Annotated in this window: 15 protein-coding genes and 1 pseudogene; 12 read left to right on the forward strand and 4 right to left on the reverse strand. The window is 59.5% G+C overall.

Features of this window, described 5'->3' with window-relative positions; translation table 11 throughout:
* The first annotated feature begins 22 nt into the window (after nt 1–22).
* The 7 genes and pseudogenes from C2L66_RS24585 (at nt 23) to C2L66_RS24615 (ending at nt 5769) form a co-directional block, all read left to right on the forward strand.
* The gene (locus C2L66_RS24585; protein WP_054930581.1) at nt 23–796 is read left to right on the forward strand and encodes a transporter substrate-binding domain-containing protein; all 774 of its coding nucleotides are present in this window, start codon (nt 23–25) and stop codon (nt 794–796) included.
* A 17-nt stretch (nt 797–813) separates the two neighbouring features.
* On the forward strand, nt 814–1482 hold the full coding sequence (locus C2L66_RS24590) for an amino acid ABC transporter permease (RefSeq protein WP_017774876.1): 669 nt from the start codon (nt 814–816) through the stop codon (nt 1480–1482).
* Entirely contained in the window at nt 1479–2243 is a 765-nt protein-coding gene (locus tag C2L66_RS24595) for an amino acid ABC transporter ATP-binding protein (RefSeq protein ID WP_054930582.1), read from the forward strand. Before C2L66_RS24590 ends, C2L66_RS24595 begins: the two co-directional genes overlap by 4 nt.
* Entirely contained in the window at nt 2240–2788 is a 549-nt protein-coding gene (locus tag C2L66_RS24600) for a HutD/Ves family protein (protein ID WP_054930583.1), read from the forward strand. Before C2L66_RS24595 ends, C2L66_RS24600 begins: the two co-directional genes overlap by 4 nt.
* Nucleotides 2785–4185 carry a formimidoylglutamate deiminase gene (locus C2L66_RS24605; protein WP_060605990.1) on the forward strand — a complete coding sequence of 467 codons (1401 nt, stop codon included), beginning with the start codon at nt 2785–2787 and terminating at the stop codon, nt 4183–4185. Before C2L66_RS24600 ends, C2L66_RS24605 begins: the two co-directional genes overlap by 4 nt.
* Before the next feature lie 28 nt (nt 4186–4213).
* Nucleotides 4214–5033: pseudogene (gene hutG / locus C2L66_RS24610) on the forward strand (N-formylglutamate deformylase).
* A 4-nt stretch (nt 5034–5037) separates the two neighbouring features.
* Nucleotides 5038–5769 carry an IS6 family transposase gene (locus C2L66_RS24615; protein ID WP_060605987.1) on the forward strand — a complete coding sequence of 244 codons (732 nt, stop codon included), beginning with the start codon at nt 5038–5040 and terminating at the stop codon, nt 5767–5769.
* 735 nt (nt 5770–6504) lie between these two features.
* Here C2L66_RS24615 and C2L66_RS24620 read toward each other — a convergent pair.
* A complete protein-coding gene (locus tag C2L66_RS24620; protein ID WP_060605984.1) occupies nt 6505–6924 on the reverse strand; it encodes a helix-turn-helix domain-containing protein in 420 nt (139 codons plus the stop codon).
* A gap of 1403 nt (nt 6925–8327) precedes the next feature.
* Here C2L66_RS24620 and C2L66_RS24625 point away from each other — a divergent pair.
* The 3 genes from C2L66_RS24625 to C2L66_RS24635 all read left to right on the forward strand — a co-directional run bounded on the left by C2L66_RS24625 (nt 8328) and on the right by C2L66_RS24635 (nt 10429).
* Nucleotides 8328–9476, forward strand: coding sequence for a porin (locus C2L66_RS24625; RefSeq protein ID WP_054930587.1), 1149 nt, complete (start codon nt 8328–8330; stop codon nt 9474–9476).
* A gap of 159 nt (nt 9477–9635) precedes the next feature.
* The gene (locus C2L66_RS24630) at nt 9636–10010 is read left to right on the forward strand and encodes a hypothetical protein (RefSeq protein WP_103323719.1); all 375 of its coding nucleotides are present in this window, start codon (nt 9636–9638) and stop codon (nt 10008–10010) included.
* A gap of 41 nt (nt 10011–10051) precedes the next feature.
* The gene (locus tag C2L66_RS24635; protein ID WP_060605976.1) at nt 10052–10429 is read left to right on the forward strand and encodes a hypothetical protein; all 378 of its coding nucleotides are present in this window, start codon (nt 10052–10054) and stop codon (nt 10427–10429) included.
* Nucleotides 10430–10487: 58 nt separating this feature from the next.
* Here the strand turns inward: C2L66_RS24635 and C2L66_RS24640 are convergent, their stop codons facing one another.
* Both C2L66_RS24640 and C2L66_RS24645 read right to left on the reverse strand, forming a co-directional pair.
* Nucleotides 10488–11978, reverse strand: coding sequence for a sensor histidine kinase (locus tag C2L66_RS24640; protein WP_158512180.1), 1491 nt, complete (start codon nt 11976–11978; stop codon nt 10488–10490).
* A gap of 396 nt (nt 11979–12374) precedes the next feature.
* A complete protein-coding gene (locus C2L66_RS24645; RefSeq protein ID WP_054930591.1) occupies nt 12375–13646 on the reverse strand; it encodes a porin in 1272 nt (423 codons plus the stop codon).
* A 362-nt stretch (nt 13647–14008) separates the two neighbouring features.
* Here C2L66_RS24645 and C2L66_RS24650 point away from each other — a divergent pair, with 362 nt between their 5' ends.
* Nucleotides 14009–14935, forward strand: coding sequence for a LysR family transcriptional regulator (locus tag C2L66_RS24650; RefSeq protein WP_060605967.1), 927 nt, complete (start codon nt 14009–14011; stop codon nt 14933–14935).
* 59 nt (nt 14936–14994) lie between these two features.
* Here the strand turns inward: C2L66_RS24650 and C2L66_RS24655 are convergent, their stop codons facing one another.
* Complete coding sequence (locus tag C2L66_RS24655; RefSeq protein ID WP_054930593.1) at nt 14995–15273, reverse strand: DUF4148 domain-containing protein; 279 nt, start codon at nt 15271–15273, stop codon at nt 14995–14997.
* Between the two features lie 308 nt (nt 15274–15581).
* Here C2L66_RS24655 and C2L66_RS24660 point away from each other — a divergent pair, with 308 nt between their 5' ends.
* Nucleotides 15582–15899 carry a DUF4148 domain-containing protein gene (locus tag C2L66_RS24660; protein ID WP_082433792.1) on the forward strand — a complete coding sequence of 106 codons (318 nt, stop codon included), beginning with the start codon at nt 15582–15584 and terminating at the stop codon, nt 15897–15899.
* Nucleotides 15900–16078 lie beyond the last annotated feature (179 nt).

Consider the following 16078-nt stretch of genomic DNA (forward strand, 5'->3'; position numbering starts at 1 on the left):
CACACACTTTGGAGCCCGCACCATGAAACTGAAAACCCTTCTCTCCACTGCAAGCCTCGGCATGGCGTTGCTGACGGCGATCGCGCCCGGCACGGCATCCGCGCAGGATTCGAACGCGCTCAACGTTGCAACCGACGCAACCTTCCCGCCGATGGAATTCGTCGACAAAGGCCAGCGCACCGGCTTCGACATCGACATCATGAACGCGCTGGCCAAGGCGATGGGTAAGCAGGTCCAGTGGACGGACATCGACTTCAAGGGGCTCATTCCGGGTCTTGTGGCGCGGCGGTTCGACGCGGCGATCTCGGGCATCTACATCACGCCTGAGCGCGCGCAAGTGGTCGATTTCACACAGTCCTACTTCGCGGGCGGTCTCTCCGCGCTCGTCAAGGCGGACTCGCCGATCAAAACCCTCGCCGATCTCAACGGCAAGAAAGTAAGCGTGCAGGTCGGCACGAAGTCAGTCAATTTCCTGCGCGACAACTATCCGCAGGTGCAGCGAGTGGAGGTGGAAAAGAACCAGGAGATGTTTGATCTCGTTGGTATCGGCCGTGCCGACGCCGCCGTCACTGGCAAGCCCGCCGCGTATCAGTTTGTGCGCACGCGCCCCGGTTTCCGTGTGCTCGACAAGGAGTTGACGACCGAAGCGTACGGCATCGCGGTGCGCAAGGATGAACCGCAACTACGCGACCAGATGAACGCCGCGCTCGCGAAGATCAAGGCGGACGGCACTTACGACGCCATCGTGAAGAAGTGGTTCGGCGCGAGTACCAGCACTGCGGCGAACGCCAAGTAATCCGGCGGACCCGACTCATGCAACTCGACTTCACGCCGGCGTTCGCCGGTTGGGCCGACATCGCGCACGGCGCGCTGGTCACAGTTGAAGTGACCGCCGCCGCGCTCGTGCTCTCGTGCCTGCTCGGCCTCCTGATTGGCATCGGCCGGCTCTATCCGCAACGGCGGCTCGTTTACGGCTTTTGCACCGGCTACTTGATCTTCTTCCGCGGCACACCGCTGCTCGTGCAGCTGTTCTTGCTGTTCTTCGGCCTGCCGCAGTTCAATATCCTGCTTCCCGCGTTCGTCTGCGGGATGCTCGGGCTTGGGTTGTATTCGGCGGCCTACGTGTCGGAGATCGTGCGCGGCGCGATCCAGTCCGTGGATCGAGGACAAATGGAAGCGGCACGCTCCATCGGCATGTCGTCGGGACAGGCCATGCGCGCGATCATTCTGCCGCAGGCCATCGTGCGCATGATCCCCCCGCTCGGCAATGAGTTCATCGCGCTGATCAAGAACTCGGCCCTGGTGTCGCTACTGACGATCGACGACCTCATGCACGAAGGCCAGAAAATCATCAGCGTGTCCTACCGGTCGCTCGAAGTGTATATCGTGATCGCGCTCGTGTATCTCGTGCTCACGCAGGCGACCAACTTCATTCTTCATCGCGTCGAGCGTCGGCTGCGCGCAGGAGGCATGGTGCAATGAGCAGCGTTCAACCCATCGTCAGCATTCGTGAACTCACGAAGTCGTTCGGCACACATCGCGTATTGAACGCCATCGACTTCGACATCCAGCCGAGCCAGGTCGTGGTCGTGATCGGGCCGAGCGGTTCCGGCAAGAGCACCTTCCTGCGTTGCTGCAATGGACTGGAACAGCCCGAGCGCGGCACGATCGATATTTGCGGTCACCGGCTCGTCGATCACGGCACGATGCTCAAGGACCGCCCGCTCAACGCGCTGCGCACCGAAGTGGGCATGGTGTTCCAGTCGTTCAACCTGTTCCCGCATCTCTCGGTGCTGCACAACATCACGGTGGGTCCGCGCATGCTGCGCGGCGCCTCGAAAGCCGACGCCGAAGCCGCTGCGCTTGCCCTGCTCAAGAAGGTGGGTCTCGAGCACAAGGCGGATGCGATGCCTGCGAGCCTTTCGGGCGGCCAGAAGCAGCGCGTCGCCATCGCGCGGGCTTTGGCGATGCAGCCGCGCGTCATGCTCTTCGACGAACCGACTTCCGCGCTCGACCCCGAACTTGTGGGCGAAGTGCTGCAGGTGATGAAGCTGCTCGCCTCCGAAGGCATGACCATGCTCGTTGTTACGCACGAGATGGGCTTCGCGAAGGAAGTGGCCGATGTCGTGGTCGTGATGGATGGCGGCGAGATCGTTGAAGCGGGGCCGCCCGCGCAGATTTTCTCGACGCCCACGCAACCCCGCACCCGCTCGTTCCTGCAGGCCGTGCTGTCGCGCGCGTGAACCCGACCTTGATACGCGGCGCCGCGCTCGTGGCGTCGCCGTGGAAAAACGGCGGCGGCATCACGCGCGACGTCGCGTCCTGTGCGCACGCGTGGCGCGTGAGCATTGCCGATATCGATCGCGACGGGCCGTTCTCGCGTTTCGACGGCATCGACCGCCTGTTGATGGTTCTCGACGGCGCAGGGATGACGCTCGGTGGCGCAGGCGTCCTGGGTGCGTTTGACGTTGCGCACTTCACCGGCGAGGCGCCAGTGACGGCGCACCTCGCAAACGGCACGGTGCGGGTGTTCAACCTGATGACGTACCGCGGCGCGGCGCGCGCCTCAGTCGACATCGTGCGCGCGCCGGGGCGCCGGACCTTCGCCGCGGACACGGCGTTGCTGCTTTGCGCGCAGGGATCGAGCGAGGTGCGGGCCGGGCCGGCGTGCATCGCGCTGACGCCACTCGACACGCTGCGCATCGACCGGGCGAATCCCGTCGAGATCGCCATAGAAGGAGATGGCGTGCTGGTGTGCACGTCGCTGAATACGGATGCCGACTCTTGAATTTATCACCGAAATCGCTCTTCGCAGCCCATGCGCTGCTGCCTGACGGCTGGCGCACCAACGTTCTGATCGAGTGGAACGACGCGGGTACGCTCGTCGCCGTTACGCCCGACACAACCATCGCGCCGACGGATGCCGGGGTCGCAGCGGGGCCGGTCATTCCGGGCATGCCGAACCTGCATTCGCACGCGTTTCAGCGCGCCATGGCCGGCCTCACGGAATACCGCGCCAATCCCACGGACAGCTTCTGGAGCTGGCGCGACCTGATGTACCGCTTCGCCGCACGCATCACGCCCGAGATGCTCGGTGCGATAGCGCGCTGGCTGTATGTCGAGATGCTCAAGGCGGGCTATACGTCCGTCTGTGAGTTCCACTACGTGCACCACGCGCAGGACGGCGGCCGTCACTCGCATCCGGCCGAACTCGCGCAGCGCGTCGTGGATGCCGCGGTCGAGACCGGCATCGGCATGACGATGCTGCCGGTGCTCTATCAGTACAGCGGCTTCGGCGCGCAACCGCCGCGCGCCGACCAGCGCCGCTTCATCAACGCGACCGACGCCTTTCTGGAGCTTCTCGGCGCGCTGCGCGCCGCGCGTCCGGAACACGGCGCGCTGCGTTACGGAATCGCGCCGCACTCGCTGCGCGCTGTATCGGAGGATTCATTGCGCGCCGCGCTCGAAGGACTCGACGCGATGTCGCCCGGCGCACCGGTGCATATCCACATTGCGGAGCAGACCGCGGAAGTAGATGCCTGCGTCGCAGCGCTCGGCGCACGGCCCGTGCAATGGCTGCTCGAGCGTTTCGACGTCGACGCGCGTTGGTGCCTCGTGCATGCGACGCACGTCGACGAACGCGAAACGCTTGCACTCGCGAAGAGCGGCGCGATAGCGGGCCTGTGCCTCACCACTGAAGCGAATCTCGGCGACGGCCTGTTCCCCGCAAGCGACTACCTCGATGCAGGAGGCGCATTCGGCGTCGGCTCGGATAGCCATATCGGCGTGGACTGGCGCGCGGAACTGCGCCTGCTCGAATATGGCCAGCGGCTCGCGCGGCGTCAGCGCAACGTGCTGGCCTCGCCGCAGGCATCGCATGTCGCCGACCGCCTGTTCCAGGGCGCGCTTGCGGGCGGCGCACGTGCGACCGGCCGCGCGGCCGGCGCCCTCAAGCAGGGCGCGCAAGCGGACTGGATCGTGCTCGATCCCGACCATCCCGATCTCGCCGAGCAGACCGGCGCGACGTGGCTGTCGTCCGCCGTCTTTTGCGAGCACGGCGAAACACCGGTGCGCGACGTCTTCGTCAACGGCGAGCGCGTGATCCACGAGCGCCGTCATCGCGACGAAGCCAGGCTTTACGCGGACTATCGTCGGGCGTTGGCGCAGCTTCTCGCCGACGCCTGAGCGCAACCGTCAACCGATCCCAGGCTCCATGAACGATCTCTTCTCACTCGACCGCGGCGATGCGCCGCTGATGATTTCCATTCCCCATCTAGGCACGCACATCCCGGTTGCGCTGCGCGACCGGTACACCGATATCGCGCTGAACGTCAGCTGACACTGACTGGCATCTGGACCGCCTCTACGGATTCGCCCGCGCGCTCGGCGCAACGATTCTAGGTGCGCGCGTGTCACGTTACGTGATCGACCTGAACCGGCCGTCGAACGACGAGAGCCTATATCCGGGGCAGACCACCACGTCGCTGTGCCCGACCGAGACCTTTCGCGGCGAGCCGCTGTATCGCGACGGCTGCGCGCCGGACGCGGCCGAACGCAATCGCCGCGTGGCCACTTACTGGCAGCCGTATCACGACGCCCTGCATGAAGAACTGACGCGCTTGCGCCGCCAGCATCTCAACGTGCTACTGTGGGAAGCGCACTCGATCGCGAGCGTGCTGCCACGGTTATTCGAAGGCAAGCTGCCGGACCTGAACATCGGCACCCAAGATGGCCGCAGCGCCGCGCCTTCAGTGCAGGAAGCGGTGCAGCGCGTCGCCGCGGCGAGTCCGTTCACGTGGATTGCGAACGGCCGCTTCAAGGGCGGCTTTATCACACGGCACGCCGGCGCGCCGCATGACGGCGTGCATGCGGTGCAACTGGAGATGTGCCAGTCCACCTACATGAGCGAGAACGCGCCGTTCGACTATCTGCCCGAGGTCGCGAAGAAAGTGGAGCCGGTGGTACGCGGCATGGTGAATGGTGCGCTCGACGCAAGGCGGTGTCAGGTTGGTGGACAGACAACGGTAGAATGAAGCGATGAACAAGACGAAATCGCTTTATCACGGCCACCGCTTCCCTGCTGTTGTCATCAGTTGCGCCGTTCGCTGGTATTTCCGGTTCAACCTGACCCTGCGCGACATTGAGGAGTTGTTGCTTGACCGTGGCGTCGTGGTCACGTACGAGACGGTCCGCTGCTGGTGCGACAAGTTCGGCGCGGGATTCGCCCGGTGGGCGAAGTTGGTGCGGCGGAAGTCGGGCAGCACCTGGCACCTTGACGAGATGTTCGTGACACTGCGAGGCGAGCCGTATCTGTTGTGGCGTGCGGTCAACGAGCATGGTGCCGAGCTCGACGTGCTGGTACAAAAGCGCCGTGATAAGGCCGCCGCGAAGCGCTTCTTCAGGCGGGTGCTGCGATCAAACCCGGTGCCGCGCAAGATCGTTACCGATCAACTGCGCAGTTATCCGGCGGCGAAGGCTGACATTCCTGAACTCGCTCAGGTAAAGCACGTCTTCGTCAAAGCGGCTGCTCGCGTGAACAACCGCGCCGAGAACAGCCACCAGCCAATCCGCAGGCGCGAACGCCAGATGTGCGGCTTTCGTGACGCGCGTCGCACGCAGGCGTTTCTCTCATGCTTCGGCCCGATCCGGCAGCACTTCGCGTTGCCCAGACATCAGATGAACGCGGCATGTCATCGCGCCATACTAAAAGAACGCCTCGCCACATGGCATAAATGGGCTACCGCAACCGCAGTCGAACGAGTTAGCTGATAAGGATACCTACGCGGTATACAGACACGTAGCCTACGCACCTCAACTTGACAGTGCCGGCGATCAGGGTACCCGCCCCATTCCAGAGCCGATATGTGCTGCTTGTCGGTGAGACGGTGCTCGGCTTCGCGCTGCGGTGATTGGGAGCGAGGCGATGAGCTTGTTCGGCCTTCCGATACCGCCTCCATTCGGGGCGGCGGACAAGGCAACACGCCATCGGCGAAACTTAGATCTTGTAGGCTGGACCACCATTGCCGTCGCGGCTGTCCATGCCGCGGCCGCGCTTTTTCATCACATCGTTTTACGGGATGACGTACGGCAAATGCTTCCAGGGCGAGCGCATGACAACAAGCGGACGGCCGCTGGGACAGGCTTTTAAGTTCCTCGGTAGACTTGCGTTTTTACGATACGGGTTTATCCTTACCCCGTCTCCTCCATGTCTCCTCCTGATATGGATTCGGCCCGCTATAGCGCGGGCTTTTCTTTTTTGGCTGACTGAGCGCGAGGTTGTTCCGGGTGCCGCCATTTCTGCTGGGCAGAAAGCGCAAGAGCCACGTGCCATAATCCAAATAGCTTACGCGGCCCCGACGGAGCTCGCGTCGACCACATGCGTATGGCGCTCCGGCCGCAGCCCCCTTGGCTCGCCGGATTTGAAAGAAATCGTTACGGTCAGTTGTAAGTCGACGGAGCCCCAAGCCTCGTCGAGTCGCTCGCCCACGAGCGAGCGTCCGCCGTTCATCGCCCGGCGTCGTGGGTCGCCATTGCCTGCCAGACACTTGGGGATGTGCCGATGACTTGCTTAAAAACCCGACTGTAATGTGCATAGTCAGCGAATCCGTATTTGTGCGCGATTACGGTCAGGCTTAAATCGCCTTTTTGCAGATCCCGTTGTGAACTGCGCACCTTTGCTCCAAGGCGCCAACTGTGGGGTGTCGTTCCTGTGGTGCGTTTGAACACGCGCAGGAAGTGCCCCTTTGACATCCGAATAGAAGCTGCTACAGCTTCTATCGACGTACCAATACACAGTGTCGCAAGCATCAGGTCCTTGGCCGCTTCAACAGCATCAAGCTCCCTAGCCAAGCGGCTGTCTTCCGCTTCGCTCATCGATCCGCAACTTTCGTCTTGCGCGGCCAGAGGGTTGGTGATTCGTTCCATGTCTTAGAGAATCAAAAGGCAGCTGGGCTTGACATCCTGTCGCATGGAAAACTTGTTTCATAGCCTCGTGCAATCAAAACACTCTTGATTTGGAATCAATAATCGACCGGGAACCGGCAAGCGCTTCGCCGTGTGTCTGGTAAGCCAACCGGAAACAGCTGCGCGCCACAGCGTGGTGAGCATCTCATTCCGACGGAATGTCGCGCCTGGCCACACTCGTGCGTCCGTCACCGCCCACCATGTCCGACCACCGCAGCGAACCGGCCGCAGTGAGGAAAGCACGATACAGCCGCCGTCATGGTACAACCACCCGCACTGCCCGGAAGACCTGCAGGCAGCCCAGTGGATTTCTAACCCCGCAAAAGCGGACATCTGAACTTGGCTGGACAGCGGACATCTGAATCTGGCTTTGACATGTCTTGAAGGAATCCTATATTTTTATGCGACGCTTCAAGCGACGCGTTGAAGTTGCGTCCCGCGTAGCTAGCGCGCTAACTATGGATGTAGCCGAAATCGTGAGGGATCAAATGAAAGCGGGTGACAACCCCGCGAGCAGATCCGCAGCAGGCTCGACGGACGGTCGGGCTGACATCAGCGACGCCCTCAACTGGCGCACTGGACAGAAAAGAACCCGGAACGATGTCCGGGCGAAAGGCGTGAACGATGTTCCAGCCAAACCATGAGGCACTCCCATCTGGCTATCACTATTCACCACCTGCGTGAATTGCGCCGCTTGCAAAAAGGCATGTGGATGTTATTCCTTCCCCCCCTTCACGACCCTGCTTGAACCGAAATCCTGCATGCCCGTTCTTCGATTCGGTCCTGCGCTCACAAATCGGGAATTCGAGACGGTACGGCGATCCGCATACGCCAGACGCGAAGGCGACGAACGGAGTCCTGCGTGATGGTAGTCTGCGTTCTGGTCAATCTTTGCTTGCGCGCCGACCGGGGCGATCGCTACCAAAAGAAACACGAGCCGAATTGTGGTTCTCGCGAGCAGTTTCCTTTTAATTTTCCATGTAGTCATGCGTCACCTCTGAGTTTGCGGCAGGAACCGCGATCTCGCGTTCATCCGTTCATTTCGACACACTCTAAAAGAGAGCATACAGAAAAGTCCCGATCCGACCGAAAGCAGTTAGATGAATTATTCTTTAGGTTAGGACTCGCTCCGTATTCCGAATTTATTGGCCAGCGCTGCTCTCGGATTTCGCTCCGATGCTCGCCAAATAGTCGCCACAATCCGCTTCGCTGCAATTCAGAATTTCAGTGTTTCTTTCCCGCCTTAAAAACTGGCTCCCTAGACTCACAACGCGCTCAATCAAGTGCATCTGCGCGGCCGCCACATAGCGGGTGCGCAGTCTTTCCACTCAACCTGAACGATTAGTGACCAAGGAACGACGGGAATGAATACGAAAATGCGGCTGCTGATTCCTGCACTGCTGATGTGGGCTGGGAGCGCCTGCGCGCAAAGTAGCGTGACGATGTATGGCCTGATTGACGAGGGTCTGAACTTCACAAATAACGCAGGGCATGGCTCCGCGTATCAGATCAAGAGCGGTGACGTCGTAGGCAGCCGGTGGGGTCTTAAGGGCGTGGAAGACCTCGGCGCGGGTAACAAGGCTGTGTTCGGACTCGAAGGAGGCTTCGATGCAAGCACCGGGCAACTGGGTCAAGGGCAGCGCCTCTTTGGCAGACAGGCCTATGCTGGCCTCGCCTCGGAAACCTATGGCACGCTGACGCTGGGCCGCCAGTATGATCCAACCGTCGACTTCTTCAGCGCGCTGACGGCAGCCGGCAATTGGGAGGGTGACCTTGGCGCCACCCCGTTTGACAATGACAACTCCGACTGGGATTTTCGCGTCAACAATTCGGTCAAGTATGTCTCTCCCACTATTGCAGGGCTCACGGGCGAAGCCATGTACGGCTTCAGCAACACCGCTGGCGGCTTTGCTGAAAACCGCTTGTACAGTGTTGCTGGCCAGTATCAGAATGGCGGACTTACGGCGGCGCTGGCCTATATGAAGATCGACAACCCCGGCGCGGGTACGTCAGGCGCCGTCACCAACGACGCGGTGTTCAGCGGTTCGTCCCAACAGAATATCGATGCCGCTGTCGGCTACAAGTGGAACAAGTTTTTCCTCGCGTTCGATTACTCCCATACCCAGATTGACGCACCGACCGCTAATGCCTTTCTGACTGGCACCATTCAGCCCCAGGGCGGCACGTGGTCGTCATGGAAATTCGACAACTTCCAGCTCAATGGTCAGTATTACTTCCAGCCGGATCTGTGGATCGGTGCCGCCTATGCATATACGCTCGGAAAGCTAGACTCGACGGCAGGCGACTACAGCCCGCGATGGCACCAGGTATCACTGATGCTTGACTATGATCTCAGCGCGCGGACGTCGCTTTATCTTCAGGGCGCGTATCAGCACGTTCAGAGCGCTCATACAGGTACGGAATTCGACAACGCACAGCTTCTCGCCAGCCCGGCCGCGTCGTCGTCGCCGAATCAGATGGTTTATCGCGTCGCGATGATTCATCGCTTCTAGTCGCGTCACCCGGTGAGTGCAGTCGAGGATACAGATTGTGCCTTGGATCACGCGCCGCCGAACCTAAAAACTCTTTCATCCGTTTGGCGTTGCATCACGCTGCGATGGTACGTAACTTCCGTGTCGTACCATCAACCGTCTTTGGCTGGAGGCAATCTTATGCATCACGGGCTAAAAATCGAAATGTTCGGAAACAATGGACAAAATGTGTTATCGATTACGGTCGGCACACGTCAATTACACATGGACGGCCATGAGACTGAACGGTTGATCGAACGTCTCGGCTTCTTCCGCGCCGCGATGCGTCCTGGCATCGCGACTCAGATGTCTCCAACGCATCATTATGTGATCGAGATCAACCCGAGCTGGCATGCGGAGCCACACCCCAACGGAGATGGACTCGTCGTATTGTTGCGGCACACTGGCTACGGCTGGACGGGCTTCTTCATTCCACATGCCCAGGTGCCGGTGCTTCTCGATCAGTTTGCTAATTTCATTGCCACACCGGTACCTATACCAATGTCGGCGAACTGACCAGGACCCTATCTCAAGCGCCCCACTATCTGGAGAACACAATGCTGTCCGATATCGACATGGAGATTATTAACGAGTATGGCGAGCAATCTCTGCTGCTCAAGCTTGGAAATGATCGTGCACAACTCGACGCATCGCAGCTCGATCAACTGATCGAGTACCTAAGCACGGTGCGCTCCGACGTCGGGCCTGAGACCTCCGACACACCGGCCCTTTCACATCAATACGTAATAGAAACCGCGCCACGTTGGCAAACAGTTCAAAACCCACTGCTGGATGGACTCGTCGTGTTCTTCCGTCATAGCGGTTATGGTTGGACAGGCTTCGGTTTGCCACGAGCCAGCATCGAACGGCTCAGCGAGATCATGGCTCCTCTGGGCGCCTCGCATGCAAGCGAGCGAACCCGTCTCTTCATGTGAAACAGTTCCGCACGCGGCGTTCCGCGCCGCGGGTTCTGCGCACCCAGCCCGCTCCACTTTACATTGCAGGATGCAGCATATGCGGCCAGAACTCGATCGTAATCAACGCACCACAGTGCTTTCCATCACACCCGTCTCCGATGTGCATGCGGAAATCGTGCAACCGTAATACCGCGGCGACGATCGAAAGGCCGAGGCCCGTCCCCCCTATATGTGTATTGCGGGCGTACTGCGTGCGGTAGAATGGTTTCGTCACCGCCTCACGTTCGCCAACAGGGATGCCAGGCCCCTGGTCGGCGATCGTGATACAAGGCCCGCAGAGCGAAGGATGCAAACTGAGCGTGACACGTGTGCCCGCCGGTGCAAACTTGATTGCGTTATCGAGCAGGTTCCCAAGCGCCTCTATGAGCAGTTCACGGTCGCCGTGAATAGCATTCACCGGTACTGCATCGTATTTCAACTGGATGGACTTTTCTTCAGCGAGCGGCGAGTAAAGCTCGACCAGTTCCTCTGCCAGTACGTTCATAGATATCGGCCTGAAGCCACTGCGCCGTTGCATCGATCCAATCTCTGCGATGCGCAGCATCGCGTTGAAACGCAACAATACCGAATCGGCCTCCGCGCGCAGGCGTTCGATTATTTCATCGGCCACTCTATCACCGCGCTGCGCCGCATGCTCAGCCAGACTAGCCAGTTGCAGGCGTAATCGGACGAGGGGTGTGCGCAAGTCATGCGCGATGCCATCGCATGTAGTTTTGATCTCTGCGATCACACGCTCGATTTCATCGAGCATCCGATTGACGAGATGCGCGAGCATATCGAGTTCATCGCGCCCCTGCACCCGCAGCCGCTGATCGAGATCCCCCCCCGCAATGAGCGCCGTAACGCGGCGCATGTCCGCCACCCTGCGCATCTGGTGCAAGCTCAGCAGGAGGCACGCCACAACACTCGCGACCAGGCATAACAGCGCTCCTCCCAGCGCTGCGTGCATCAGCTCGTTGCGTACGCGTGTCACATCGGCCAGGCTGCGGGCAATGATGAGCCGCTTTCCGTCTCCACGGCGCTCTCCCATTGCCCTCACGATCAGAGCCGCATGACCGTTCGCCAGTGTCAGCGTCACGCCCTTGGTCAAGCCGTGCGCGGCCCCCGGGGCATCGAGAATCAACCCCGCGGGCATGTCCACCATGTCGCCCGCGACGTGCCGCCCATTCGCGTCGAACAGGCCGTAATAGTTCACGTGGCGATGCTCGCGCTCGATGCGGCTGTCGATCGTGGCCGCGAGTTCGCTGACGGGTACCGAATCGAAATAGCGCAACTGCCATCGCACGCCGGCGTCGGCTGCACGTTCCATTGCACGAGTCACCGAAAACTCAATCACGCCGATCAGCACCGCCATCGACACCGCGAACACGGGAACGAAGATCGCAAGCCATCGAAAGGTCGTTGTGTGCCACTGCCGGCCTAATTGTTCCCCGGGCGTGGCAGCATCCCCCTCGACCGGCTGACTTTCGCTTCTCAGTTGACCAACAGGTTGAGCGATGTCGATCACACGCGCCTCGCAGATTCGAAACGCGCAGTCCCGCATCGATTCGCATGCGTGGGGAAGCTTGCATTTGTACTGTGGTAAGCGGGGTTCTCTATTTTCATTGCTGTTCGCTCTCGACTGATGAATGACATGTTGCGCACGACGTGCGCATTACAAGGCGTGTCGATGATATCTATTCATGAAGCCGTGAAGCGCTACGGAAACATGAAATCGGCCGGTGTGCGATTGCGACGGTACGGGGCAGTGAAGCTCTCGGTCTGAAGCCGCGTGACGACATTGCGCGAGACCCGCTGCCCTCCTGCACAACCGGGCAAAACCATGAAGGAAAGTTTATGAATTTTGTTGGCCCGCATCGACGGCATCGTCAAAAACAACCCGACGATGCGCGCCGCTCCACTTCTAGAACAACGTGCGGATGCCGGCGGCTACGATGTAGTCCGTCGGTTCGAATCCGTCGAACGCCGCCCCATTGAACTTTGAGAACATGTAACCCGCGTACACATCGGTGCGCTGGCTGAGACGGTAGTCCGCGACCAACGAATATTGAAGCTGGTTGCCGCCTGCCACGCCGTGCGACTGCATTGTCTGCGTATCGTAGAAACCTGCCGCCAGATCCAGATGTGGTGTGATCCTGTAGTCGCCACCAATGAAATACAGATTATTCTTGCTCGGAGTAGAGTTATTGGTCAGCGTCCCCGAGAAGCCGTAGTAGTTAACGATTGTCCCCGCGACGGCCGGGTCGCTTGGAGCTTTCAGTTCGAAACGTTCGTAACCGCCTTTAAGCGTTGCAGCGCCGAACGAATATTTGGCAGCCACCATGAAGTCTTCGTCGTTATTCAACGTTAATGTACCGACGCTCGTCCCGACGAGCGGACTGCCCACCGCATTCGCACCCGTTAGCGCGCCCGAGTGAACGGCATCCCGTGCGCTGTAGTAAGTCGCCTGTATCCCGAGGCCGTTCGCTTCATAGCCGACGTTTGCGCCGAACGTCGAGCCGGCGCCGAACTTGCCTGCCACGCCGCCGAAGCTATATGAGATACCATAGTTGAAAGGACCTGTATGGTTCGTGTATTTGATGTTGTTATCGGTACGCGATCCTTCCGTGATACCCCCCGCAGAATACGAACCTGAGAAGCCAAGCGGGGAGAATAGTTGAGAAGCGAATACCGGGTCATAGTTGAGGATCGTATCGAATCCCAGTGTCGTCGTGCGGCCGAGCGCCACAGAGCCGAATGTATCGTCGCGCAAGCCGACGAACGCCCCCCGGTTGAATAACTGTCCGTTCAGCGCAGATGCCGCGCCCACCGTGCGGTTCGTCCCCGCAATCGAACCCGCCGCGTTGTTGAGTTCGCCAGACTGCACATTGATGCCGGACTCAAGGCCGAAGAATGCGTGCAGGCCGCCGCCGAGATTTTCATTGCCACGGATACCCCATCGGGAGTCAGACATGCCGCCATTGAACATCCCATAGACGGGATGGTTAAACTGACGGCTCACTTTGCTTACCGGATTGACGGTTGCAGGAAATAGTGCACTGGCATCTGCGCTATGTTCGACAGCGCCGACAGCAACGTCGAGCACGCCATATAGCGTCACGCTGTTTCCGTCGTCCGCATGTGCGGCGCCGATCAAAGAACTCAACATGGCCGTGGTAATCAGATGCTTCTTCATTTATTAAGTCCCCTTGGACGTAGATCGAGTGGTCGCGACATAACGTGCGGTTCGCTTTCTTGCGTACATATGCAAGTGCCGGCACATTAGATCGAAAGCTTCCGACACCTGCTACCAAGGTAATGATTGAATGAAGAAACTAAGTATTCCGGAAAATTAAATACACTTGCTTCATAAGGCCACAAGGGCTTGCGACACTATCAAATGGTCGTCCCTTAGTTGCACGCGCGCGACACGGCTCCTGTCGACGCTTTCGCTTTTCATACCAAGCTAACGAGTAAACATTTCTTCACAAACATGTGGTGTGAAAGTTAGACGGTGTATTCGATGATGCATGGCATCGCCGGACTGGAGTCCTTTGAATGAACCAGATTCAGGGAATGCGCGTTTTCATGCGAGTGGTTGACCTGAACAGCTTCGCGCTCGCAGCACGTCAGTTGGGTATGTCCCCCGCTGCCGTGACTCGCAGCATCAACATGCTCGAGGCACACCTGAACGTGCGTCTGATCAATCGTTCAACGCGTTGCCTTTCATTGACCGAAGCGGGCACAGAATATCTTGAGGGGTGCCGGAGCATTATCAATACGCTCGACGAGATCGAGTCGAGCCTGATCAAGACGACCCGGTCGCCGCACGGAACGTTGAGGATAGCCACCTCCGCTGCGTTCGCGGTAACAGAGCTTTGCGAACTGCTCACCGCCTATCACCAGACCCAGCCGCTCGTCGACTTCGACATTACGTCGTTTGACTCGCAGATCGACATGATCGAAGGCAGTTTCGATGTAGGATTCGTGGATACGCGCCGCCAATCCGGCTCGTCTATGGTTAGCCGGGAGCTCGTAAATTTCGACGAAGTGCTTGCGGCGTCGCCCGCATATCTTGCGCGGCGCGGCGCGCCCGCCATGCCCACCGCTCTCGGCTCACACAGCCTGCTCATCGTTTCCGATGGCTCCCCACGAGCATGGGAATTGACGGACGGTACGGAAATCTACCGCGTCCAGGCGCTGCGCAATGCACTGCGTACGCCAAGCCATGCGGTAGCGCATGCCGCAGCCGTCAGCCATCTGGGCATCGCCTTGCTGCCAACGCCACTGATCCGCCACGATCTCGAACGAGGCGTGCTGGTGCGCGTTCTCGAGTCATATCCTCTCAAAGACGCATCGCGTACTGTATCGATCGTCTACGCCGGACGCACTCAGTTGACTGCAAAAGTGCGCACGTTCATCGACTTCTCGGTCGGTTTCTTCCGCGCCAAAGGTCGCTCCGTCCCACTTCGTGCTGTGGCCTAAACCACCCGACTGCGCAACGGGTTGCGGGCAACCGGCAAAACGCCGGTGCCCGTCACGCATCAGTGATGTGCATAGATCGTTTTGTTTAGCCAGGCGAGTTGGCCGTCCTGCCGCGCCCGAATCAGTTCCTGTTTCACCTGCGCACGGGTCTTCCCTTGCTCGTTGCTATCCGGGAGAACCCATTGCCCCCCCTGGATTTCACCTGATTGGAGCATCGTGCCCGTAGTGGCGGGCAATAATGAAGGCCCCTGCGGCGATGCGTTCGATTGCGCGAACGCGGTTCCCCAGGAAACGACGATCGTCGACGCCGTGATAAAGAAGATCAGGTTTCGCTTCATGATGCCCCTCCGGACGATGAACAGTATTGCGGATTGTCGATGATGGCAACGTCTCCCCTGAATCAACGATACGGGCGCCGCGCTAACGCCACGACCATCCACGCATGAAGAAAATTTTATCCGCCCGTCGGGCAACTCCCGGCTGTGCGCGAGATGCCGTCTAAAACGACCTTCATCTCTCTAAGGCCGTTCTGCGAGTTCCACCCTCCTACCCTGTTTAGCGCGCTTGTCGTGTTTTATACGGTCCGCACCGAGGAACACGGTCATTGATACGCGTGCTCTGCGATTTTTCTCTGGAGATGACGATCATGAATCGAACATTCAGGACGCTAGCGTGCACCGCACTGCTTGCCGTCACAGCCTCTGCATTCGCCGCTGGAAAACTCACGCCCCAGCAGTGCAACGACTATCCGTTCACACCGCTTAAAGGACCCGTCACGCACGCCCAATTGATGAACGAACTGAGCGAACTCGAATCTGTGGGATATGATCCGTCCGGTGGCGGCGATGCTGACTACCCGGCCCCCCTGGAAGAAGCCGAACATCGGCTCCATCTCAAGTACGAAGCGGACTGTGCAGGCGCCGCACCTTCCGGTATTTCGGCACAAGCAGAATCCGGACAATAGCGTAACCTATACACGGGTCGGGCCCGGCCCGAAAACCGCCGCGCCCGCGACAGATATCAATGAAATGCCAACCTCTATTTCATGAACATCGCAACAACATAAAGAATCCTTAATCGACATAGCTGCAACCTGTTAGTAGAGCTCCCCGAAGATGACCAGCGTCTTTCATACACGGTCTC

The organism is Paraburkholderia caribensis, from assembly GCF_002902945.1.
In the GTDB taxonomy this organism is placed as follows: domain Bacteria; phylum Pseudomonadota; class Gammaproteobacteria; order Burkholderiales; family Burkholderiaceae; genus Paraburkholderia; species Paraburkholderia caribensis.